The sequence below is a fragment of the Hahella sp. HN01 genome (genome assembly GCF_018986435.1).
GTDB lineage: Bacteria > Pseudomonadota > Gammaproteobacteria > Pseudomonadales > Oleiphilaceae > Hahella.
In genome coordinates this window covers 57,640-80,516 of the sequence record NZ_JAHMIN010000023.1, presented here as the reverse complement: position 1 = coordinate 80,516, position 22,877 = coordinate 57,640, and the positions used below count along the sequence as shown (strand labels likewise).

Sequence of the window (22,877 nt, the reverse complement as noted above, 5' to 3'; positions counted from 1 at the left end):
TGCATAGGCATCGGGGCCCCATTAACAATCCGGTAAAGCCTAAAATTACTCCAATAAAAACAAAGCTGAATCGCTGTCTGTTAATTAACCTAGGCATAAAAAAGCCGCACGCAGAGAATAAAATAATTGGTGCAGCTAACCAAACTATACTTTCTATACTCATGTTTCATATCAATAGGGTCAGAGTCATTGATCTTTCATCACGTGAAACTTCTCAGACTTCCTATCTCCTCCTCGTCCCAATGGCTTTGCCCGTCTTCCAGTTTTAGCTTCTATCTCAGCCTTAAAACGATCATTTCCCAACACCCAAGCCTTGTTAGTCGCTTCCCGGATCGCAGATAAATCTTGTTCTGGCATCCGACCACGAAATAATAGTCGGTAATGCTTCTGGCGTTCTTCCGCCGTTTTACCCAGTTGCTGGTAAATCGAATGCGGCCTGATCAACTGAATCATTCTTCCAAGGGCATTGTGCCGATAGCTTGACCATGGATACTCAGAAGCATGCTCCACCATCTCCGCTCTGACAGGGTTTAGCTCAATATAGCGATAAACTGTTAACAGGTATGTCTCAGAATCAACTAAGGTGGACTTGTAACGTCCTTCCCACAGAGTGCCGGTGCGGCTATGGGTGTAGTTAAAGTACTGAACATACTTGCGTCCTTGCGCCTGCATCATTCGACCTATTCCCTGGTCGTTTACCGGGGTGACAAGCATATGAACATGGTTGGTCATCAAGACAAAAGCATGGATGTCGACCTGATATTTGTCTGCCGCATCCTTTAGAGAAGAGAGATAAGCCTTGTAGTCCGCCTCATCGTAAAAGCAGGGTTCACGATTGTTTCCCCGCTGAATGATGTGATGAGCACAGCCCGGGAAATAAAGGCGAGGTAAACGAGCCATCAGAATAATCCGTTTCTGAAATTGAGGTTGGTAGGTTAACTCTTAAGCATGTAAGGATCAATGACTCTGACCCTATTGATTATTAAGAATTCTCATGCAAATTTGAATAAATAGAATAAGTGAAACATGATGGATGGAAAGGGGCGCGCAGGTAGCCCCTTGGTTTTACTGACCCTATTGATTGATTTCAAATCTGACGGCCCCCGATGAGGGGGCTTTACGAAATTTATCGCTAAAACAATAGTCTAGGATCATTGTTATTTTTATATGTGGCGTAGAACACTGCGATAAATGTGCTAACTATATCCCAGACTCCTCGTATTTTTTCTGTTAACCCCTTTTTATTTTTTAGTCGCCAGACTCCTAAGTCTCTCCTTGCGCGCAAACAACCTAGTGATGATGACTTTATCAACAAGCCTTCAATTGAGGCCTTTGAATAGCCATCGCAATGCATATGAATCCAAGCTAGCCGATATATTGCGGCAGGAAACTCTTTCTCTGCCGCTTTCTCAAACCATTTATAGGCTTCGTGCCAGTTTTCATTGCCCATTGATAGATAGAGCCATCCTATAGCAAACATGGCCTCATCATCACCCTGTTCGGCTGCATAATTTAGCCACTTCAATGCTTCGCTATAATTGACATCTAATCCTTCACCGAGCAAATACATCCACCCTAGCCTACGCGCGCTTCCATAATGTCCACTGGATGCTAGGCTTCTATAACACAAAGCTGCTTCACTAAACCTTTTCTTTCGATAAAGATTGTTAGCTTCTTCAAGTGCTCTAGCATTATTCATGTAAATTATTTTTCACATTTGTATGGGTTATAGGGACTCTCGCAATAAGGATTAGTATATCCCCAAAGCTTACAAATATCACAAGGAGCTTGACCATTCACGCAAGCAGCCCAAACAGGGAAATCATATGGTGATAGGCTAGGAAGTTCCCCGTCTCCTTTCGGTTTTCGTTTTCTTGGCGTTTTTGTTTGTCTTTTCTTTCTTTCGTGCTCGGCCTGCTCTGTTGGAGTTGGATCTCTCCGTCCACTTGCTTTATCCGGTGTATGGGGATCGCCGTCGCCGCATATGAAAAGCACTGCACATAAAAATGCTTCAGCAAGCCCCTTCTTCCTTGAAAGGCCTTCAGGGTCCAAATAAAGAAGAGGATTTTGTTCAACGTATGCATATGTATTAATTCCTCCTGCTAACCCTATTGGATCTGATTGTAGGTAACGGCCAATCTTAGGGTCGTAGTCTCTAAAATAGTTATAATTGAATTCCGACTCTGGATCAGCATACTGCCCCGGAAAACGCAGGGGCTGAACGGCAGTCCCTGTCTCCTTCACAGTCTCTCCAAACGGAGTCTGCAGGGTTTTCCAAACCACATTTTGATCACTGTCGGTCATCGCCTGAGGCGTGCCCAGGTGGTCTGAGTGGATAAAGTACAGATCGGCTTCCGCGTGCGCTTGTGCGCTGAGCAGGGTGGTCAGTGAGAATAGGGCGCTGAATAAAATCGTTGTTAATTGGTTTAGGCTTTTCATGTCTGTTACTCCTTACTCGCCGGCCCATTCCACTTTGATGGCGTCTGCAATGACGTAGCCGTTGGCGTTGTCAGAGACGGAGACTTTCGCGTTGGCGTCCAGGGGGAATACGCCGATCTGGCTCCAGGAGCCGCCGCCCTGTTGTTGGTTCACGTGCACGCTTTGCGTTCCTGATTGGGTCTGAATGTCGTACTTCACGTTACTGCCTCTGGTTGAACCGCCGTTCCAGTAGGCGTAAACGCGGTAATTGCCTGCCCGCTCGATGGCGAGGCTCCAGGTGAATACTTTGCTTCCAGTCCCGGCGGGAGCGTAATGGTAGTTATCGCCAAAACGGTTGGAAGAGAAGGTGGAAATACTCCAGCCGCCTGTCTGCGTCGCTGTGGCGTCGTTATTGTCTACCGTAATGGGAGCGGGGTCTGGTGTTGCAGTCGCTCCGACCCATTCCAGCTTGATGGCGTCTGCAATCACAAAACCGTTAGCGTTATCGTTCAGCGTGATGGCTGAGGCGCTGTTTAGTGAGTAGGAGCCCAGTAAGCCCCAGCCGCCGCCTTGTTGCTGATTGGCGGTGATGCTTTGCGCGCCGGCGCTGGTCTGCAGGCTGTAAGTGGCGTTGCTGGCGCGGGAGGAGCCGCCGTTCCAGTAAGCGTAGACTTTGTAGACGCCAGCTTTGCTGACGGGGAGTTTCCAGGTGAAGGATTTCCCGCCGCTGCCCGCTGGCGCGTATTGATAGTCTGCGCCATGACGGACGCTGGAGAAGCTGGATGCGCTCCAGGTTCCGACAGTGGTGACGCCGCTGTCATGGTTGTCGACGATGATGTCGGACACGGGCGTTGTTGCGCCGCCACCGCCTTCCGCCAGCATGGCCACAGGAACGCCGTTGAGGTAAATCATTTCCCGAATGACTTCGCCGCTCGGCTTGGTCTCGGCCAGCAATTGACCGCTTTGGCTGTAGTGGAAATGCACGTTGGCCGCAGGGTCAGTCGCGACTTTGATGACGCGCTGGCCGAGGGCGTTGTGTACATACATGGCCAGTTGCTCGCCGCCTTTCTTCACTTCTTCTAAACGGTTCTGCTGGTTGTAGATCAGCTCCAGATTGCGGGCATTGTTCTGATCCTGACGGATATTGCCATTGTCGGTGTAGGCGAACGTGCGTTCACTGACGGCGCCGTCGTCATTGATGTCGACACGGGTCAGGCGGTTGCTGTCGCTGGCGTACTCATAGCTCTCTGACAGGGTCTTACCGTTTTGCGTGCGGGTGCGCGCAGTACGGTTGCCCACTGCGTCGTAGTCGTAACGCATATCGCCGTATCCGCCGTCCGCGGTTTCCAGGCGCGACAGGGCGTCATAGCCGAAACTCTGGCTTTGCGCGCTGTCGATCTGATCCGTGATGCTGGCGATATTGCCCAGCGGATCGTACCCATAGCTGCGACGCATGACGCTGCTGTCGATACCGGTCAATTGGTAGTCCTGATCGTAGCTCATGGTGCGCGTCAGGCCGTTGCCGTAGGTAAGGCTCTGCATGGGGCCGAAGGGCAGGTAACTGACGTTCTCCACCACGATCTGTTCTGCTGCACCGCTATTGGCCAGCGTCACGACGCGATCTGTTTGACCTTCTTCATTGTAGTGATAACGCACGATGCGACCACTGGGGTAGGTGATGTCCTTCAACTTGTTGGCCAAGTCATAGGCATACAGAGTGACGTAGGTCTGGCCCTCTATTGCGCGGGTTTCCTTCACTAGGTTGCCGCGGTCGTCGTAATGGAAGCTAATGGTTCCAGACTGATCGCTGATGCGGGTCAGGCGGCCGATGCCTTTGGCGCCATTGGCGGTGTCGTCATAGCTGTAGGAAATGTTCTCGGCGGGATTCGCGGGGTAGCGAATCTGCGTCACCCGATTCAATGCGTCATAGCTGTATTCAGTCACCACGCCGCGTGCGTCGGTGCGGGTCAGCGCATTGCCGGCGTCATCATGGGTAAAGACAGTCTGGCCAGTGTCCGGACTGTTCTGCTCGTACATGTTGCCAGCGTAATCGTACTTGTAGGTCGTCTTCAGGTTGCGCGGATCGGTAACCGCAATGAGATGGTCCTGAGCGTCGTACTCATACTGGGTGATGCCCAGTTTGGCGTCAGTCACCTTGATCAGCCGGTTCAGCGCGTCAAAGCCCTGTACGGTCTGCTGGTTGTTGGCGTCGGTGACGGACGTCATGTTGGAATTTTTGTCGTAACCGTAACGGGTATCATGATTGGCGGCGGTGATGCTTCGTATCAACTGGCCCAGCTCGTCGAACACCTGCCGCTGCACGTTGAACAGGTTTTCGGCGCCGTCTTTGATCTCCACTTTGGTGCGGTTGCCCATGGGATCGACTTCATAGACGATCTTGTCGCCGGCGCGGTTGGTGACGCTACGCAGACGACGTGCGGGATCGTATTCGTAATGCAGGAAGGTGCCATCCGCCAGAGTGATCTGCTCCAGCAGCCCGACCTTGTCATAAACGAAGACGGTGATGGCGTCGCCCTGGCTGCTTTTTACGGTGCGCTTAACCGGCTGGCCGCGCCAGTTGTATTCCAACAGGGTCACGACGCCGTTGGCGTCGATAATCTTCTGCGCCAGACCCGCTCCGTTGTAGTTCTCCAACGTGGTGACCTGAGACAGCGCATTGGTGATGGTGTGCAGGTTGCCGTCGGCATGATAGCCGTAAGTGGTGACGTCATTGACGTCCGTGCGGGGACCGTCCTGGGTCTCCATTAGATTCTGGCTGTTGTAGGTGTAACTCCAGGAGCGATCGGCCCAGCTGTTGGCGCTCATGAGTACGCCGGCGATAGCCGCCGCCAAAGCGGTTTTCTTTGCTAACATCATGTGTGTATTAACCCTTAATCAAAAACGTAACATCCCTGTGCGCTTAATTGGCGGCCACAGGCTGGATGGATTTACTCTTCAGTTTGCCGTCATCGTCGTAGGTGAATTCGGTGATGCGATCCGGCTCGGTGATCTTGGTGGGAAGACGCAATGTTGGATGCCACTCGGTGAGCGTCACACGCTCTTCCGGGGTCCCTTTGGCTTCAATGCGTTTTACTTCCAGGCCGCGTTCGTTGTAGTCGTAGCTGGTTGCGACGCCGTTAGCGTCGACTTTTCCAGAAAGTAGCCCTTGGTCGTTGTAGCTATAGCTACGATTGGACGCCAGACAATTGTCGGACTCCGCACCCTTAACCGCCTTGATGCGTTCATAGCCATTGAAGTTTTCGAACTCATAAGTCGTGACTTTGCCAAGAGGGTTGATAACCTCTGTAGTAAGGGCATCGGGATAGGCAAACTGATACCGATCATTGCTACCGGCATGCTCGCTTAAAATGCCCCTGCCTTGCTCATCATAATCCCAAGTGACATACCTGACGCCCGACTCGTCGGTGATGCCGGTTAAGAGGGTAGGGAAGCCAGTTTTTTCGTAGTGATAGGTCTTAGTATGTAGAGGGACGTCGTAGTTAGGCTCCTGATAGAAGCTAGCAGTCTCCACCAGACCTTTTGCGTTATAGGTATAGGAAACTTTTCTTCCATCCGAGTGAGTAATACTTTCTACCGTCAGACGGTCAGACTTGTATTTCAAAGTTAAAGTCTGGCCATGCTTGGAAGTGATAGTTGTGAATGTGCCGTATTGCACTTCATAGTTTGTACCGTATGGACCTGAAACGGATAACAGTCGGCCAAACCGATCATACTCTTCAACTTCATTGCCTAAGTGGAGTTTATAGCCCGTAGGTTTGTCTTTCTCATCAACAAAGCCTTCTAGTGACATGAGGGTGTCTGTGTAAGTGCTGTATTGTCCAGTCGCATTGTCTCTTCGGAAATGATACTCGGCGCCATCATCTCTCACGACACGAATAAGTCTTACGTAGTTATCGGCGACAGGTACTTCAATCATCGCAATTTTGCGTGAAAAAGGCAGACTCCAACTCCCATGGGCTTGAGGCGCCTCTACTTTGCTCTTGTAAGTTCTGACATAGTGGCTTCCGGGGCCAAAAGCATTTTGAAAGTCAACTTCTGTTTGAACTTTTTCCCCACTGGAAACAATTATTGGGTTGCCTTTGGTGCACTGCTTGGCGGGGTATGGAGAGCGACTGGTACAGGCTTGGGTATCTGCTTCAAATTTTTTGTTTGATGGACAGTCATCACCAACCCTTCTTACGAAAAAAGCGAAAATATACTTATCCTTTATAGCTGGGTGTGAGGCATTGCCCATAAACCCCTGACAAGCAAGTTCGCCAACAGCATGATTAGTAAGGCGAGTAGTAGTGACGCCTGAACCTATTATTGCCGACGCATTGTAAGTATTACAGATGGACATTGGGCTATTGGATGAGTCCCCATATGGACCTCCAATCCAATAATACTCCTGAGCTAAAGTGGGCAGTGCTAGCAATAGCGAAGATATAATAACAATTGATTTAGTTAGCATGATGTGTGACTTAACTCCTTTACTAAATAGCCTATTAGATTCTACTCGTACACGATTTTTAAGATGTGATAACTATTGAATTTCAACTGGTAAAATAGACTTGGATTTTAGTTTTCCATTATCGTCATAGACGAATTCAGTAATGCGATCCGGCTCGGTGATTTTAATCGGCTGTCTTAACGTCGGGTTCCACTCAGTTACAGTAATGCGTTCATCTGATGTGCCTTTTGCCTCGACTCTCTTTATCTCCAGACCTGTGGGGCTGTAATCGAAATCGGTTATGTTCCCTTTCCAGTCGGTAACCAGGTCTTTATAACCATATTGGTCGTAGGTGTAAGAGGAGTTTGCTGCGATGCAATTCTCTGACGCATGTCCTTCCACTGACGTTGGCTTATTCGTTCCATATAAATGAGTAAAGTGGTAAGTGGTTTGCTTGCCCAGCTCGTTAGTGACGGTGGTTGAGCCATCGGAATTGAAGCTGAGAGTAACCCTCTCTGCGCCATCAGCATGCTCTGAAAGAACTGCGCGACCCTGGTCATCGTATTTCCAGGTGGCGAAGCGAACGCCTTTTTCATCGGTAATGCCTGTTAGGGCATGGGGAAAGCGGGAGTCTTCGTAATGGTATTGTTTTGATATATCCGCGGAATTATCAAGGCGGGTTAGATTTCCATCAATATACGTATAATTAAACGTCACACCGGCAGGTGTAATCATCTGAGTCACATTTCCACTCGCATCTTTACTCATGCGAAGTGTTCGCCCCAAGTTATCCGTGACGATAGTATTCGTATCCTCATAGGAGTATTCGGCGTATGCTCCCGTAGCCAACCTCTCTGCACGAGTTAACTTTCCATCACTGTTATAGGTATAGCGCACTCCATTTTCATCTAATGTAATGCCGGAGGTGTTTTTTGTGGTGGTTGGTGTAATGCCGCCAGTCGAAGGCTTGATGGAAATGTATTCAATTTTTTTTGCATTTCCTGTGGCTAAATAATAAGTGGATGTGCCATCGCTTAGATTAGATTTTATCCAGGGCCGAACAAGGACAGATCCGTCAGTGCGAAGTACTTTTTTGTCTGTCGTACTGCGGGATAAATTATCTCTCCATTTGCCTGTGTCACTTGAGTAGGTGCGAACGAAGCTTAATAGCCCGGACTTGCTATCTTGATAATCTGTTTCGACTTGGCGCTTTATACCTGTTGATACGGCAATAGGGTTCCCTACAGAACATGCTTCAGGAGGCGCAGTTGATGGGATGGGTAAGCAAGAACCATTTGAATACTGTTCAGTTCCTGCGGGGCAGGACTCCTTTTCGGGGTAATAAAAAGAGGCATAGTATTCGATACTTACACCGTCAAGCTTGCCGCTTTTCCATGCTTTTCTAAAGCCTGTCTCGTGGTGGCTACAGCAAATGCCACCGCCATCTGATGAGTCTTTGGGCGCTTGCCAGACAGCTTGTTTGGCAGCCTCATAGTTAAGAAATTTACCAGGAATCGTGACACTTTCTCCTGCTTTTGCGGCATGAGAATAAATTATAAGCAGGCCCAGTAGAGATAGCGCAGAACCATTACGAGAGTTGCCTTTCAAAAAGTGTTTCAAACTAAGCTCCTTATATTCGAATTTGTATAGGCTCAGACGCTTTAACTGGGATCACAGAAAGCCGTAAAGATTTAAGAGTGAGAAAAGTGGCAGGGATGAGATGTGTATTTGCCTCCATGCATATCATTGATAACAGCTATAGTCCTTATGCTTTGACTAAAAAGTATAAATAAATTGAGATAGCTGAAAATCATAACGAAAATTTAATGGTCTCTCCATATGCCAAAAGTATTATCTCTCAGGGCAGTGGTTTTTTATCGCCGATTCTGAGGATAAGGATCGAAACGACATCATTTTATTTAAAAGGAAAAACATGAACTTCGTATTAACGGATTCCCCCACACAAGAAGATATTGACGTTATTCATAATGGTTTGATTGCTTACAATCTGAACTATATGGATATGCGGGATATGAAGGATTTGGCGGTTTTTTATTCTGATGATCAGGGCGCCAAGTTGGCGGGGGTGGTTGGAGAGACGCTTGGGAATTGGCTTAAGGTTAAATATTTATGGGTGTCCGAATCGTTGCGAGGTAAGGGGATTGGCGGTGAATTGTTAGCCCGTGCTGAGGCGGAGGCGATTAACCGTGGTTGTCGTTATGCCGTCCTGGATACGTTCAGCTTTCAGGCGTTGCCTTTTTATGAGAAGAAAGGATACACGCTGCAATTTACATTGGAGTCCTACCCCAAGCACAATCAGGCAAAGCATTTCCTTACCAAAGAATTGATTCAATCAAACAATGAGAACGCTTGACGACTTATATCGGGATACGATGGCTTTGTTGCAGAAGGCCAATGTGAATTACCGCGAGGAAACTCACGAGCCTGTGTTCACCTATGAAAAGGCGGAAGAGGTGGCCAGGCGTTTTGGCTTCACCGGCGCGGAAAGCAAAAGTCTGTTCATGAAATTGAAGGACGGGCGCTTTTGCATGTTGGTGACGCTGCAGCATCAGCGTTTGGATTGGAAGCAGTTAAAGAATGCGCTAGGCGGTAAAGCGTCTTTTTGCAGTGATGAGGAGTTAAAGGAAATGACCGGGTGTGAGCCGATGTGCGCCTGTCCTTTTGGGCATCCTGCTGATATCACGCTGGTGATTGATGAGTGCATATTCGCCAGTGAAAGGCTGGTGTTTTCTCCCGGGCCGCCTGAGAAGACGGTGGAGATCAGTATTGAGGATGTACGCAAGGTGCTGGATTGCTGTGATAATCCAGTGGTGTATCTGGCTGAGCGGGAGATGGAGTAGACGGAGCCGTTCGGCTCCGTCTGAGACAGATTCGCGGCGTCGGGTAATTAAACCGCTTGATCCATCGTCTCTGTCCGATATTTCACCAAATCTTCAATGGTTAAGACCGGCATGGCGTGTTTCTCTGCGAATGCGACGATTTCCGGCAGTCGCGCCATCGTGCCATCGGGATTGGTCAGTTCACAGAGCACGCCGGTGGGCTTCAATCCCGCCAGACGCATCAGGTCAACTGTGCCTTCTGTATGTCCTCGACGGGATAGCACGCCGCCGGGTTGCGCGCGCAAGGGGAAAACGTGACCCGGGCGGGCGAGATCTTCCGGTTTGGCGTCGTCAGCAATAGCGGTGCGGATGGTGGTGACCCGGTCCGCGGCGGAGACGCCGGTGCTGACGCCTTCGCGGGCTTCAATGGTGACCGTAAACGCGGTGCCGTTTTTACTGGAGTTCTCCGATACCATCATCGGCAACTGCAGGCGACGGATAACGTCGTCAGTGAGGCATAGGCAAACAATGCCGCTGCACTCGCGGATCAACAGCGCCATTTGCTGCTCGGTCAATGTTTCTGCGGCGTAAATCAGATCGCCTTCGTTTTCGCGGTCTTCATCGTCCACCAGCAGGACGCCCTGGCCATTGCGAATGGCTTCCAGGGCTTTTTCCACCCGGGTGATCGCATCGCCGAATGGCGTTAATAAAGAAGTGTGTGGCTGATTCATGGGATCTCCATTTGAGTTACCAGAATCAGGGCTGTGGGAATACGACCGACTTACACCGGTCAACAGGCGTACGACCGCAACAGGCCGTGGCGAATTCCGCGGTCCCGCTGCGACATTGGCCTTATTCTCTCCCATCCGGACTGTAACCGTCGGCTCCGGCTTCTCACCGGATCTGCTGACCCTGCTGAACGACAGCAGGCGCTCGCGGGCTCGTCCACTGGGGACATACCGCCGGTAGGGAATTTCACCCTGCCCTGAGAATAAGTTGATTAAATGTGCGCTTTAAAAAAGCGGAGGCAGGATACCCCAGCGGAAGCGGGTTCACAATGTTCAATCTGAGAGGCGGGCGGCCTGAACGACATGGGTCGCCCGCACCGTTAGCGGTTAGGGGACGTCTTTACTGCAACGCTGGCGGGCTACAGCAGTTGAAACTTCACCGCCAGCCCTCCCATCAGCGTTAGAATCAGGCCGGTAGTGCCGAGCCGGATCAGCGTATGCCAGGCGGTCTGCTTGGCGTGTCGCAGCGCTTGCAGCAGCGCTCGTAGTTCACGGATATCGGAAAAAGCGTCTTCTCCTGTCAGACCTAAATCGAGCAGCGCCCGTCGGGCTCCTTTCTCCGCAGCGCAGTCCAGCAGCGCATCCAGTTCGTCCCGGGCGAGGCTCACCATGAGTTGGGCTTTTGAGGTGTCCATGTTCTCCTCCTGAGGTGTATTGGCGTATCGATGACTTGCATTGATGATCGAAATTCCTTCTTCGTTTGCGTTCTTCGCGCACCCTTCTTAGAGAGGGCTATGTTGTAGCTTATCGATCGAAACGACCAAAAAACGCAGGAGCGAATGACGGAGGTGAATTTAGGCGGAGTGCGGCAAAATGTCACATGGGGCGCGGATGGCTTGGCAAGTGGTATGATGCCCTCAACTCTGGGGTTTGATCGTTATGAACACTACAAAATATTTCGCTTGGCTGGCGACGCCCTTGCAGCGGGACAGCTTGCGTTATCTGGCTTATTACCTGGTTATGCAGTCCATCTCCCTGGTGGCGTTGCTGGCGTTGTTCAGCGGCCATTGGCGGTTGGAGCTGCCGTCGCGTTTGCCTTGGGCGGTCATGCCGGCGCAATTGGCGATTACCGCGTTGACCTGTCTGGCTTCCATACGGATAAGGGAGTTGACCACCGGGCGCTATTTGGCGGTGCTGTTGGCGTCCACTTTGTTGCTGGGCTGGTTTCTCCACGACACCGGCGGACATACAAACCCATTCATTTCATTACTACTTATGCCGGTGGCCATGGGCGCTGCGCTGTTGGGATGGCAGTCCAGTCTGATTCTGGCGACAGTCTGCGTGAGCATCTATTTTGCGCTGACGCAGGATTTCGTCGCGCTGACCAGTAGCCGCCCGGACGGTTTGCAGAACTTCATGCGCTTGCATCTGGCGGGGATGTGGCTGACGTTTTTGTTGTCCGTCGCCTTGCTGCTGATTGTCGTGGCGCCGCTGACTCTGGCTATCCGGCGGCAACGTGAGCAGATTGCCGCGCAACGGGAACAGATGCTGCGCGACGAGCGGCTGGTGGCGACGGCTATTTTCGCCGCGGGAGCGGCTCATAAACTTGGCGCGCCGCTGGGAACCCTGGCGCTGTTGGTGGACGATCTGCGTCATGATGTGGCGGATGTCCAGGCGCAGGACGACTTGCGCTCCATGGCGACGCAGATCGATTTGTGTAAGCAGACCCTGTCGTCGATGATGCGTCAGGCGGAGGACATTCGTACTGGCGTGGTGCGCAGTGAATCGTTGGAAGGCTTCGTGCAGCGTTTGCGTGAGGAATTCTCCCTGCTGCATCCGGCGGGGTCATTGCGTTTGGCGAGCATTGAAAATCCGCAGGCGGAAGTGCGTTCGGAAGAAATGCTCGATATGGCGATTCTGAATCTGCTCGATAACGCCGCTAAAGCCAGCGCGGAGGACCCGGTAATGGAAGCGCGTTTAAGCAACGGCGAACTGTTGTTGCGCATCCATGACAAAGGACCGGGACTGCCGTCGCTGGTAAGGCAGAATCTGGGCAAATCATTTGTTTCAATGCGTGAAGGCGGCAATGGCTTGGGGCTGTTTTTGTCCCACTCCACCATTGAACGCCTGGGCGGCAGTTTGAGTCTGCTCGACGTCGCTGATGGAACTATTACGGAAATCCTGTTGCCGATGCCCCAGGGCGCGCGCTGCGACGGGGAGAATGCGACCCTTTCACAAGGAAATCCAAACGGTGAATACGCCGCTGCTACTAATCGATGACAATCAAGTTTTTCTGCAAACTCTCGCCCGCTCTCTAAGTCGGCGTGGCGAGTCTGTGATCACCGCCAGTTGCGGCGACGAGGCGCTGGCTCATTTGGAAGACAGTAGTCCTAGTCGGGCGGTGCTGGATCTGAATCTGGCGGGGGACAGCGGATTGCAACTGCTCAGCGAGATGCTGCAACGCCAGCCGCAATTACAGGTCGTGATGTTGACGGGCTACTCCAGCATCGCCACTGCGGTGGAGGCGATCAAACGCGGCGCCTTGAATTATCTCTGTAAACCGGTGACGGCGACGGAGCTGCTGGCGGCTTTTGGCGAGCCCCGCGAAGAAGCGCCGGTTGAATCTGAAGTGGATACGGATGCGACCCTGTCCGTGCGGCGTCTGGAGTGGGAGCATATTCAACGGGTGTTGCAGGAGAATGAAGGCAATATCTCGGCGACGGCGAGAGCGCTGAACATGCATCGCCGTACTTTGCAGCGGAAACTACAAAAAAAACCCGCCCGGCGTTGATGGCCGGGCGATAAAGTTTCCGCAGAGTTTCGGGACGCTGAATGCCCGCCGTGAAGCCGGACAAACGACGACCCTGGGAAGGAATGCGTTCGGAACTGCGCAAAGGGGAGTTTGCGCCGAACGCTCTGTACCTTGCTGTGAGAGGAAGTTTAGAAGGAGTCGGCCGCTGTCGGGAAGACGGCAAATTGTCGCACCCAGAATGGCTTAGATCGGCAGGCTGAAAATGATCGCACGGAGTGGTTTGGCGAATGCCGTCAAACCACTCCGTAGACAAAGAATTTAAGCGTAGTAGGACGCAGCGATGCGCGCCGCCAGGGCTGCGTTATTGAACACCAGCTGGATATTGGCTTTCAGGCTGTCGCCGCCGGTAATTTCCGCCACTTTCGCCAGCAGGAACGGCGTGGAGTCTTTACCGCTGACGCCATTCTCTTCCATTTCCGTCAACGCGGCGTTGATGGCCTGGTCAATCTTGGCGCGGTCCATGGCGTAGGCTTCCGGGATCGGGTTGGCGATCACCACGCCGCCGCGCAGACCCATTGCCCATTTTGCTTGCAGCGCCGAAGCGATCTGCTCTGGCGTATCCAATTGATAATCCACATCGAAATCGCTGTCGCGGGTGTAGAACGCAGGCAGGGTGGAAGTCTGATAGCCCACCAGTGGCACGCCATGAGTTTCCAGATATTCCCGGGTCAGGCCCAGGTCGAGAATCGATTTGGCGCCGGCGCAGATGACCGCCACGTCGGTGTGCGCCAGTTCCTGCAGGTCGGCGGAGATATCAAAGGTTTCCTGGGCGCCGCGATGCACGCCGCCGATACCGCCGGTGGCGAAGACTTTGACTCCCGCCATGGCCGCCAGAATCATTGTTGAGGCGACAGTGGTGGCGCCGTCGCCGCCACGGGCGACGATAAAGGGAATGTCGCGGCGGCTGGCTTTGGTGACGCTCAAACCGGCCTGACCCAGGTATTCGATCTCTTCCTTGCTCAAACCGACTTTCAGACGGCCTTTGATGATGGCGATAGTGGCGGGAACCGCGCCGTTGTCGCGCACGATCTGCTCTACCTGCAACGCGGTTTCCGCGTTTTGCGGCCAGGGCATGCCATGGGAAATGATAGTGGACTCCAGCGCCACGACCGGTTTGCCGGCCGCCAGAGCGGCTTGTACTTCGGGAGATACGTCCAGATAAGTATTCATAAAAAAGTTTCCTCTAGTAAACGGTTCACTGTCGCCAGGGACATATTCGGATTGATGGTCGCCTGGTGCGACATGGCCACCGCCGAGGCGGCGATGGCGAAGTTAACGGATTTGGGCGTGGGCCATTGCGCCAGCCAGCCATAAGCGAGGCCGGCGAGAAACGCATCGCCGGCGCCATTGGCGTTGACCGGCTGGATTGGCGGCGGCGGATATAGTTGGTGACGGCCGGCTTCGCTGACGTAAACGCCCTGAGCGCCGAGGCTGATGCAAACACGCTGCACGCCTTTCTGATGAAACCAGGAGGCCAGCTGGGATAGCTGTCCGTCATCCTGAGCGTCCAGCCCGGACAGGCGCTTCGCTTCCGCCAGATTGGGCTTGAATGTGTGGATGGCGTCGAGCAGCCCGCGTAACTTGTCCGACTTGGGGCCAGATACCGGGTCGGCGAATATCGGCAGATCAGGGAACTGGCTGAGCAGGTACTCCAATACCCCGGCGGACAGGTTGGCGTCGACAATCAACAGACTGGCGCGGCGGATCATGTCGGCATGGCTGCGCAGGTATTCGACGCTGAGACGATCCAGAATCTGCATGTCATTGATGGCGACGGACATGTCGCCGCAGGCGTCCAGCACTGACAGATAGGTGGAGGTGACGGCGTCGTCCAGTTGCAGGCAATGGCGCATGTCGATGCCGCATTGCAGCCCTTGCTCCAGCAGCGTCTGTCCGTATACGTCCTTGCCCAGGGGGGCGATCAAGCGCACGTCTACGCCGAGGCGCGCCAGGTTTTCCGCAATGTTGCGGGCGACGCCGCCGGGAGAGCAGCTGACATGCCCCGGATTGGAGTCGCGGGGCAGCAGTTTGTCGCTGGGCTGCCCGAGAATATCCATGTTGGCGCCGCCAATCACCACCACGTAAGGATTGTCCGCGAGGATATAGCCCTTACCGCGAATCGCGCCCTTGTTGGAGAGGTTCATAATATGACCCGCCACGGCGGAGCGACTGACGCCCAGACGGTCGGCCAGGGCCTGTTGAGAGATGAGCGGGTCCTGGCGGATTAAATCCAGGATCTCCTGTTCGCGTTCGGTTATCACAAACAAATGTCCGTATGTCTAACATTTGTTTGTTAGTCTACCGGTATTTCGCTAACAGGCAAGCAAAAATCGTTTTACGCTGCGCGTCGACGCGTCAGCAGGTAAATGAAGTAACCGCCGCCAAGCAAAGACGCGATTGCGCCAGCGGGCATTTGCGCCGGGTATAAAAGCGTGCGTCCCAGCCAATCGGAGAGAATCATCAGCAGCGCTCCCAACAGAATGGCGAGAAGCAGTTGCTGCGGCGCTTTGCGGGCGCCGAGCATGGCGGCCATGTGTGGCGCAAGCAGGCCTACGAAGGCGACGGGGCCCATCACCGCAGTGACCAGCGCGCAGGCGAGGGAAGCCAGAAACAGCAACGCCAGACGGGCGCGTTTGACATTCAGACCACGGGCCAGTGCGATCTGGTCTCCGGCGGAGATCAATGTCAGCCAGCGGGAGCAAAGCGCGCATAACGTGGCGAGGACGATAACTCCGGTCAGCAGAAGCCAGGCTTTACCGTCGGTGGTTTGGTAAGTGGAGCCAGCCATCCAGCCCAGAATCGAATAGGCGCTGTCGCTGCCCTTGGCCAGGGCGAAACGCACGAGGGCGTCGATCAACGCCGCCAGGGAGATGCCGGTCAGCACCATGACGCCGGGGGCGTAGTGATGGCGGCGTCCCAGCAGCAATAGCAGCAAAAGTACGCCCAGGCTGCCGGCGAAAGCGATCAAAGGGCCGGCTTGATAGATCGAGCCTCCAAACGCCAACACGGAAAGCACTAATGTCAGCGATGCGCCGGCGGACATGCCCAGAATATCCGGGCTCGCCAGGGGATTGCGAATCAATCGCTGAAGAATGACGCCCGTCAGGGCCATGCCGCCTCCCGCCGCCGCCGCGGTGACAATACGCGGCCAGCGCAGGGAGAAAACCAGGTCGGACGGCCAGCCAAAGCGCCAACTGACGGAACCGGCCCCTTCTGGAGACCACAACAACGCTATCGCCGCTGTTGCAGGCACGGCCAGCGCCAGCATGATCAGAGCGGTTTTGGATAGTTTCATCACGCCGGCGGGCAGTTGTAGAGAGCTGTGATCGGCGGCGGTTAACTTGCGGCGGGTGAACCAGATTAATCCAGGCGCGCCGATTAACGCCGCCGCGGCGCCGCTGGGAACCAGATCGGTTGTCCACTGGCTGGCCAACACGGCGATGGCGTCAGTCGCCAGCAATAACAGTCCGCCCAGCAGCAGGCTGTACGCCAACTCATCGCCGGCGCGGCGCGCTCCCAGTGCGCGAGCAAGATTGGGCGTTAGCAGGCCAATAAAACTGATAACTCCTACGGCAGTGATAGAACACGCCACCAGCCAAAGCGCGGCGGGAAGCAGTAACGCCAGTGTGGCGAAAACGCCCATGCCGCGTCCTCGTGCGCCGGCCTCTCCGAGGCGCAGCAAGGTCAGGGGGCGGTGCGCGAAGAGCAGAATCAGCAGGGCGATGCTTAGTTTGGGCGCGAGCCAGACCACCCAGTTCCAGTCTGTTTGCGTCAGATCGCCCGCGCCCCAGATGAACAGGTTGCGCGCATACTGATCGTTGAGCAGCACGATGGCGGAAGCCGCTGCGCCCAACAGAATATTAACGGCCATGCCCGCCAGCACGACAGGCAAACCAGCCAAGCCACCGCTGCCGGCGATCAATAACACCAGCGTGACGGAAAGGCTGGCGCCCGCCATGGCGATCCAGGCTCCATAATTCGCCATCAGGGCGGGCGCCCAGACGCTGGCGCAGACCAGCGCCAGCCAGGCTCCTGACGCGGCGCCCAGGGTCATAGGAGAGAGCAGGCGATTCTGGGTGATTTGCTGCAACAAACTGCCGACCAGTCCCATAGCGCCGCCAACCAGCAAGGCCAGAACGGCCCGGGGCAGGGTGGCGTAAAAGAACTGAAAGTCTTCGAACTCTATGGCTGCGCCGCCGCTGAGCAACGTCCACTGCACGCTGAGCGGCGGCGGAGAGCTAAGTTGCAGGTAGGCGAACAGCAGAGCCGGCAATAACGCCAGGGTGACCAGATAGCGGCGCATACGACTTCAACCTGTAGCGATGAGCTGATCCAGTTTGATCACGGCGTTAGCGTTAATAAGGCGTCGGTGATGGATTCCGCCAGATATTGCACCGACAGCGGTCCGCCGTAAGTCCAGGTGGAGCGGGCGGCGGCGAAGCGTTCGCCGCGAACGAAGGGCATTGCCCGCCACAATGGTGTGGAGAACAGGTCGTCCGCCTGTTCGAAAGGCTCGATGTAAATCACCACGCCGTCTTTGATCCGCCCCAGGTCTGTCACCTTTTTCTGCGTAATGCCCCATTGGTTCGCCGACTGTGGCAGGGCGGGTTGCAGTCCCAGTTTGGCCATGGCGGCTTGCGCCATGGAGTTGTCGCCGAAGATGCGCAGGACCGAGGGCGTGGTGAAGCGCACTGCCGCCACTTTGGGCAAGTTGCCGTGATAGTGCGCCTTCAATTGCGCTTGCAGTTCGCCAAAGCGGGCGTCCATCGCGTCCAGTTTTTGCTTCGCCGTGGTTTCTTTCTCGAACAGGCGAGCCAGTTGCAGGAAGATCTGCCGGGAGACATCGAAGTTATCGTGGTCGGCGCGGAAAGAGTCGAAAAACAGCACTGGCGCCACTTGCTCCAGTTTTTCCACCATGCCTTCCTGCATGCTGGAAAGCAGAATCACATCCGGTTGCAGGGCCGCAATACGCTCCAGGTTAGGTTCGGAGCGCGTGCCTACGTCAGTGATGGAATCCGCCAGTTGGGGGCGCACCACCCACTCCTGATAGCCCTTGATATCGGCGACGCCGATCGGCGTGACGCCCAGTTCCACCAGATTTTCCGCCATAGACCAGTTCAGCGCGATAACCCGCTGTGGCGTTTGCGCGAATTCATGCTCGCCGCGATTGTCGCTGATGGTGATCGCCTGGGCGCAGACGCTGATCGTCAGCGCCAGGATAGAGGCGAGAGCAATGAAAGCGCGGCTGCCAGTAAGCGGGCGACGGGAAGGGCGAATCAGGTTGGAAAATAAAGTCATGGGCATACCCGGATGGAAGGCGAAGGGATAATCGATGTGCAATAAGAAATCATGAATGTCATGCCACTACCGCGATTTTGCTGTCCTGGCGCGGATGATCGACGAGGTCAATATCAATGCCGTACAACTCCCCTAACAGCGAAGCGGACAACAGAGACTCCGGCGCGCCGTCGAACGCCAGTCGCCCTTGTTTCAGCGCCACGATGCGGTCTGCAAAACGGGCGGCCAGATTGACGTCATGGAGGATGACGACAACGCCGCGTCCGTGTTCTTGATTGAGACGGCGCAGTAGCCCCATCACTTCGTATTGATGGGATAAGTCCAGGGCGGAAGTGGGTTCGTCCAGCATCAACAACGGCGCCTGCTGGGCCAATAACATGGCGATCCAGGCGCGCTGGCGTTCGCCTCCAGACAGTCGATCCGTCAGGTGTTCCGCGTAGCGCGACACACCTGTCTGCGCCATCGCCGCCTCGATAATCGCCGTGTCTTCCTGACGCCAGCGTCCAAATGTCCCACGCCAGGGAAAGCGGCCCAGACGTATCAGCTCCCTGACATTAAGGCCGGCGACTTCCGGCAGATTTTGCGGCAGAAACGCGATGTTCCTCGCCAGATCTCGTTGTGAGTAATCGTTCAACGGGCGGTTTTGCAGTCTGATGACGCCGGAATCCGGCTGGATTTGCCGCGCCAGCAAATTGATCAGAGTGGATTTTCCAGACCCGTTATGCCCCAGGATAACGTTGAAGCGGCGCGGGTCCAGATTCAGGTGGGGCAGAGACAGGATGTCACGCCCATCGCGGCGCACGCGGATATCTTCAAGCTCAAGCATAGGCGTTCCACTCTTCCGTCAGTCGTTGTACGCGCACTTCCGGTTTTTGTTTCGGGCATGACGCGCATAGCTCGCCGTCCTGTCGCAGGTAGTGCAGGCAACAGGCTTTGCGGTCCAGGGTCAGTTGCAGTCTTCCGTTATGCAGCGGAATGGGCGTCAGGCTGCTGTATCCAACCAGGTCCATGGCCTTCAGCCAGGCTTGCGCCCAGTGTTGGATCTCGTCGTTGTCGGGGGGCGCGTTTAGCAGGCTGAGGCGAGAGAGGGCGGATAACAGACTGTCCGCAACCAGGCGTTTAGCGATCAGTGGCTTAACCTTGGCGATGCGGTTTAGCTGTTCCAGAAAGCCTTCGCACACTTGCGCCAGCTCTGCGCCGCTGAACTCGATCAAGCGTTCGATGGCGGTGGTGGGCAAGGCCACGGGCGGGGTGCGAAAACCCGCTACTACGCCCTGGGCGTACTTCTGTCCCAGCTCGGATAAAGGCGCGGCGGCGCCGACGATATGCACTGCTGCAACCGCAATAAAAGTCGGTTGCCACACCAGCATGGTCCAACTGCGCACGGCCCAGTAAGGAGCGCCTGCTTCCGGGCAGGCATTGCGCCAGTAGTTGTGTAATTGCGTCAGAACTTCCTGATTATCCGCCTTTGCGCAAATCAAACCGGTGTTGTCGACGCCGATCTCTCCCGTCAATGCAGGGTGCGCCAGCGCGGCGGCGCGCAGCAGCGCATCCAGCGGAACGGATGCTGCGCCGGGCTGACAGTGGTGCAAGGGGGATGATGGTCTCACGGGGTGATTGGGCTGTCCGATTTAATGGCTGCGAATGATGGCTTACTCAATGTCGCCGATACCTGAGTGAGTTAGGCGGCCGGATGAGCGATGCGTTACGGCGACGTTTCTCTGCAGGTTGACGCGAAAATTAATTCAAATGATAATGATTTGCGTTTAGATTATCAAATATTGCATCGCCGTATTGGCCTGGACGCCACTCAGATTCCCACTCGTTATCAGCCTGACAATGAATCGACCGCTGATAGTCAGGCGTATGGATGCGCCTGTGCGGCGACATGCAGCGGAAAGCAGGCCTGGCCACTTGGCGTACGCAGGTCCTGTCATTTCAGACAAAGAGAAGGACGCTGTTTGTCTGCCAGATTAATTGCTACCTGAGAGGAACCCGCAGTATGGCGACGCAGCGTTGTCCCGGTAAATTTGCGCCCCGTTTATTCCCAATCTCTTCCCAAACTTGCAGCGCCAGACGATCCGTTCGTCACGCGCCGCCCTATGCCGCCAACGGACTGGCGTACTGGGTGGCGGTGTTATCGCTGGGATTGCTGGCCTCAGGAGGCGTCGCGGCGGAAGATAGCGATGACGTACAGGTGTTGCAGCCGGTGATGGTAAACGCTAAGGCGGGCGGCGTCGCTCCGACGGAAGGCAGCGGGTCATATACAACCCGCGCCAGCAACACGGCGTCGCGGATGGACATGTCGTTGCGGGAGACGCCGCAGTCGGTGTCGGTGATCACCCGAACGCAACTGCAGGACTTTGCGCTGACGGATATCAACGACGTGCTGGCGTACAGTCCCGGCGTCACCGTGGAGCAGGTGGAAACCGACCGCACCTACTTTACGGCGAGAGGCTTTGATATCACCAACTTTCAGCTCGACGGCATTGGCGTCCCTTTCGTATACGGCAATCTGTACGGCGATATAGATACTGCGATATACGATCGCATTGAGGTGCTGCGCGGCGCTAATGGACTCATGACTGGCACAGGAACGCCCTCCGCCACGGTTAACTTCGTGCGCAAGCGGCCGACGGCGGACACTCAGGCTTCCGTGGGGCTTTCTTATGGCTCATGGGATAACCGTCGTGTGGACGCGGATGTTTCCGGCGCTTTGCTGCAGTCGGAGCGAGTGCGCGGCAGGATGGTCGTGTCCTATCAGGATAAAGAGTCCTATCTGGATCGCTATGAGCAGGAAAAGACCATTTTTTATGGCGTGGTGGAGGCCGACCTGAATGACAGCACCACGCTGACGTTGGGTCACAGTCGCCAGGATACGCTCTCAAACAGCCCAATGTGGGGCGCATTGCCGCTGTACCGGACGGATGGTTCGGCTACGAATTACGATGCGTCCGTCAGCACGGCGACGGATTGGGCGTACTGGGATGGCCGTATCGACAGCTCTTTTGCCGAGCTGGCCCATGACTTCGCCAACGGCTGGCGTATCAAAGGCGTGCTCACTCGCCAGCAGGTCAAGGCCGATACCAAGCTGTTTTATGTCTATGGGACGCCCAATCCGGATACGTCCGGGTCTGATCTTTACGCGTATCCCAGCCTGTACGGTTTTGATAACGAGCAGTGGATTGCAGATGTTTATGCGACAGGGCCATTCACCCTGGGAGGACGTGAACACGAAGCGGTGATTGGTTTGAACTGGTCTAAATCCGAGGTGTGGGACGAGTCCAAATATGGCGCGGGAATCGGGACGGAAATCGATGACATTGACGATTGGGATGGCGATTATCCCGACCCGGAATACAACGCAGGTGTCGCTGGCAGCAAATTCACCGATAAGCGCAGAAGCCTGTACGCCGCCACCCGGCTTAAGCCAATGGATCGCCTGACCTTGATCACCGGTTTCCGTGTGACGGACCTGGAGAGCAGCGGCGTCACCTACGGCGACAGCAAGAAAGAAACACAAAGTGGAGAAGTGGTTCCCTATGTCGGCGTTGTGGCGGATATACATGAAAATCATTCGGTATATGTCAGCTACACCAAAATATTCGATCCCCAGTTCAAAGACGACATCGACCATAACCGCATCGCTCCGGTGAAGGGCGACAACATCGAAGCAGGGTTGAAGAGCGAGCTGTTCAACGAGCGCCTCAATACCACCGTCGCTGTCTTCAAAACCAAACAGGACAACGTCGCGGAAGTGGCGGGCGTTTATCCTGGAACCAGCACGAATTACTACAAAGGCGTGGATGGCGTTTCCAGTCAGGGGTATGAGTTGGAGATCGCCGGAGAAGTGTCTCCCGGCTGGGAAGTGGCGGGCGGKTTCACGTATGTTTCCATCGAAGACAAAGACGGCGAGGACGCCAAAACTTATGTGCCCCGGCGTATGCTGCGGTTGTCGTCCAGCTATCGCGTTCCCGGTCTGGAGCGCTTGAAAGTGGGCGCCAGTTTGAGCTGGCAGGACGACATCTACAGAGAGCAGGGCGTGGCTACGACGGGGCCGAATGCGGGCGAATCCATCCGCACCACTCAGGAGGACTACATGCTGGTCAACCTGATGGCGAAGTATGATTTTACGGATAACTGGAGCGCTACCTTGAATCTGGACAACATCACAGACGAAAAATACCTGAACAGTCTGTACTGGGCGCAGAGTTATTATGGCGCGCCCCGCAGCGCCAAGCTGACGGTTAACTGGACTTATTAATCGCTGCACAGTCTCCGGGCGCCGTTGCACAATGAATGCGCAGCGGCGTCTTTATTCCTCCGCCTTT

The 22,877-nt window shown here is 54.6% G+C and carries 19 protein-coding genes and 1 riboswitch; of the genes, 5 read left to right on the top strand and 14 right to left on the bottom strand.

The genetic code is table 11. The features are described 5' to 3' along the window. Positions 1-186 precede the first annotated feature (186 nt). The 6 genes from KP814_RS20870 to KP814_RS32905 all read right to left on the bottom strand — a co-directional run bounded on the left by KP814_RS20870 (position 187) and on the right by KP814_RS32905 (position 8,488). Positions 187-900, bottom strand: a complete 714-nt coding sequence (locus tag KP814_RS20870) for a transposase (protein ID WP_216738586.1) — start codon at positions 898-900, stop codon at positions 187-189. 232 nt (positions 901-1,132) lie between these two features. Further along, positions 1,133-1,699: a tetratricopeptide repeat protein gene (locus KP814_RS20865; RefSeq protein WP_216738585.1), complete on the bottom strand. Its 567-nt coding sequence runs from the start codon at positions 1,697-1,699 to the stop codon at positions 1,133-1,135. Between the two features lie 5 nt (positions 1,700-1,704). Beyond that, a complete protein-coding gene (locus KP814_RS20860) occupies positions 1,705-2,439 on the bottom strand; it encodes an RHS repeat domain-containing protein (protein ID WP_216738584.1) in 735 nt (244 codons plus the stop codon). A gap of 12 nt (positions 2,440-2,451) precedes the next feature. Continuing rightward, a complete protein-coding gene (locus KP814_RS20855; RefSeq protein ID WP_216738583.1) occupies positions 2,452-5,295 on the bottom strand; it encodes a hypothetical protein in 2,844 nt (947 codons plus the stop codon). 43 nt (positions 5,296-5,338) lie between these two features. Then, positions 5,339-6,889, bottom strand: a complete 1,551-nt coding sequence (locus KP814_RS20850; RefSeq protein WP_216738582.1) for a DUF6531 domain-containing protein — start codon at positions 6,887-6,889, stop codon at positions 5,339-5,341. A 72-nt stretch (positions 6,890-6,961) separates the two neighbouring features. Then, complete coding sequence (locus tag KP814_RS32905) at positions 6,962-8,488, bottom strand: hypothetical protein (RefSeq protein WP_253938527.1); 1,527 nt, start codon at positions 8,486-8,488, stop codon at positions 6,962-6,964. 313 nt (positions 8,489-8,801) lie between these two features. Here KP814_RS32905 and KP814_RS20840 point away from each other — a divergent pair, with 313 nt between their 5' ends. Both KP814_RS20840 and KP814_RS20835 read left to right on the top strand, forming a co-directional pair. Next, on the top strand, positions 8,802-9,242 hold the full coding sequence (locus tag KP814_RS20840) for a GNAT family N-acetyltransferase (protein WP_216738581.1): 441 nt from the start codon (positions 8,802-8,804) through the stop codon (positions 9,240-9,242). Continuing rightward, positions 9,229-9,729, top strand: a complete 501-nt coding sequence (locus tag KP814_RS20835) for a YbaK/EbsC family protein (protein WP_253938526.1) — start codon at positions 9,229-9,231, stop codon at positions 9,727-9,729. The genes KP814_RS20840 and KP814_RS20835 overlap by 14 nt, the downstream gene beginning before the upstream one ends. Before the next feature lie 47 nt (positions 9,730-9,776). On the opposite strand, the gene ribB is transcribed toward KP814_RS20835, so the two are convergent. Both ribB and KP814_RS20825 read right to left on the bottom strand, forming a co-directional pair. Next, the gene (gene ribB / locus KP814_RS20830; RefSeq protein ID WP_216738580.1) at positions 9,777-10,439 is read right to left on the bottom strand and encodes a 3,4-dihydroxy-2-butanone-4-phosphate synthase; all 663 of its coding nucleotides are present in this window, start codon (positions 10,437-10,439) and stop codon (positions 9,777-9,779) included. A 119-nt stretch (positions 10,440-10,558) separates the two neighbouring features. Further along, a riboswitch (FMN riboswitch) is annotated at positions 10,559-10,705 on the bottom strand. Between the two features lie 150 nt (positions 10,706-10,855). Further along, on the bottom strand, positions 10,856-11,131 hold the full coding sequence (locus KP814_RS20825) for a DUF6127 family protein (protein WP_127973072.1): 276 nt from the start codon (positions 11,129-11,131) through the stop codon (positions 10,856-10,858). Between the two features lie 244 nt (positions 11,132-11,375). On the opposite strand from KP814_RS20825, the gene KP814_RS20820 reads away from it, so the two are divergent. Further along, positions 11,376-12,716, top strand: coding sequence for an ATP-binding protein (locus KP814_RS20820; RefSeq protein WP_216738579.1), 1,341 nt, complete (start codon positions 11,376-11,378; stop codon positions 12,714-12,716). Next, positions 12,658-13,227, top strand: coding sequence for a response regulator transcription factor (locus KP814_RS20815; RefSeq protein ID WP_216738578.1), 570 nt, complete (start codon positions 12,658-12,660; stop codon positions 13,225-13,227). The genes KP814_RS20820 and KP814_RS20815 overlap by 59 nt, the downstream gene beginning before the upstream one ends. 279 nt (positions 13,228-13,506) lie before the next feature. Here the strand turns inward: KP814_RS20815 and KP814_RS20810 are convergent, their stop codons facing one another. The 6 genes from KP814_RS20810 to KP814_RS20785 all read right to left on the bottom strand — a co-directional run bounded on the left by KP814_RS20810 (position 13,507) and on the right by KP814_RS20785 (position 20,156). Beyond that, positions 13,507-14,418 carry a pseudouridine-5'-phosphate glycosidase gene (locus KP814_RS20810; RefSeq protein WP_216738577.1) on the bottom strand — a complete coding sequence of 304 codons (912 nt, stop codon included), beginning with the start codon at positions 14,416-14,418 and terminating at the stop codon, positions 13,507-13,509. Further along, positions 14,415-15,509, bottom strand: coding sequence for a PfkB family carbohydrate kinase (locus tag KP814_RS20805; RefSeq protein ID WP_216738576.1), 1,095 nt, complete (start codon positions 15,507-15,509; stop codon positions 14,415-14,417). The genes KP814_RS20810 and KP814_RS20805 overlap by 4 nt, the downstream gene beginning before the upstream one ends. Before the next feature lie 74 nt (positions 15,510-15,583). Continuing rightward, positions 15,584-17,551, bottom strand: a complete 1,968-nt coding sequence (gene fhuB / locus KP814_RS20800) for a Fe(3+)-hydroxamate ABC transporter permease FhuB (RefSeq protein ID WP_216738575.1) — start codon at positions 17,549-17,551, stop codon at positions 15,584-15,586. Positions 17,552-17,589: 38 nt separating this feature from the next. Next, on the bottom strand, positions 17,590-18,546 hold the full coding sequence (locus tag KP814_RS20795; protein WP_253938525.1) for an ABC transporter substrate-binding protein: 957 nt from the start codon (positions 18,544-18,546) through the stop codon (positions 17,590-17,592). Positions 18,547-18,604: 58 nt separating this feature from the next. Beyond that, positions 18,605-19,372: an ABC transporter ATP-binding protein gene (locus KP814_RS20790; RefSeq protein ID WP_216738574.1), complete on the bottom strand. Its 768-nt coding sequence runs from the start codon at positions 19,370-19,372 to the stop codon at positions 18,605-18,607. Continuing rightward, positions 19,365-20,156: a siderophore ferric iron reductase gene (locus KP814_RS20785; protein ID WP_216738573.1), complete on the bottom strand. Its 792-nt coding sequence runs from the start codon at positions 20,154-20,156 to the stop codon at positions 19,365-19,367. The genes KP814_RS20790 and KP814_RS20785 overlap by 8 nt, the downstream gene beginning before the upstream one ends. A 392-nt stretch (positions 20,157-20,548) precedes the next feature. Here KP814_RS20785 and KP814_RS20780 point away from each other — a divergent pair, with 392 nt between their 5' ends. Further along, the gene (locus KP814_RS20780; RefSeq protein WP_216738572.1) at positions 20,549-22,810 is read left to right on the top strand and encodes a TonB-dependent siderophore receptor; all 2,262 of its coding nucleotides are present in this window, start codon (positions 20,549-20,551) and stop codon (positions 22,808-22,810) included. Positions 22,811-22,877: the final 67 nt, after the last annotated feature.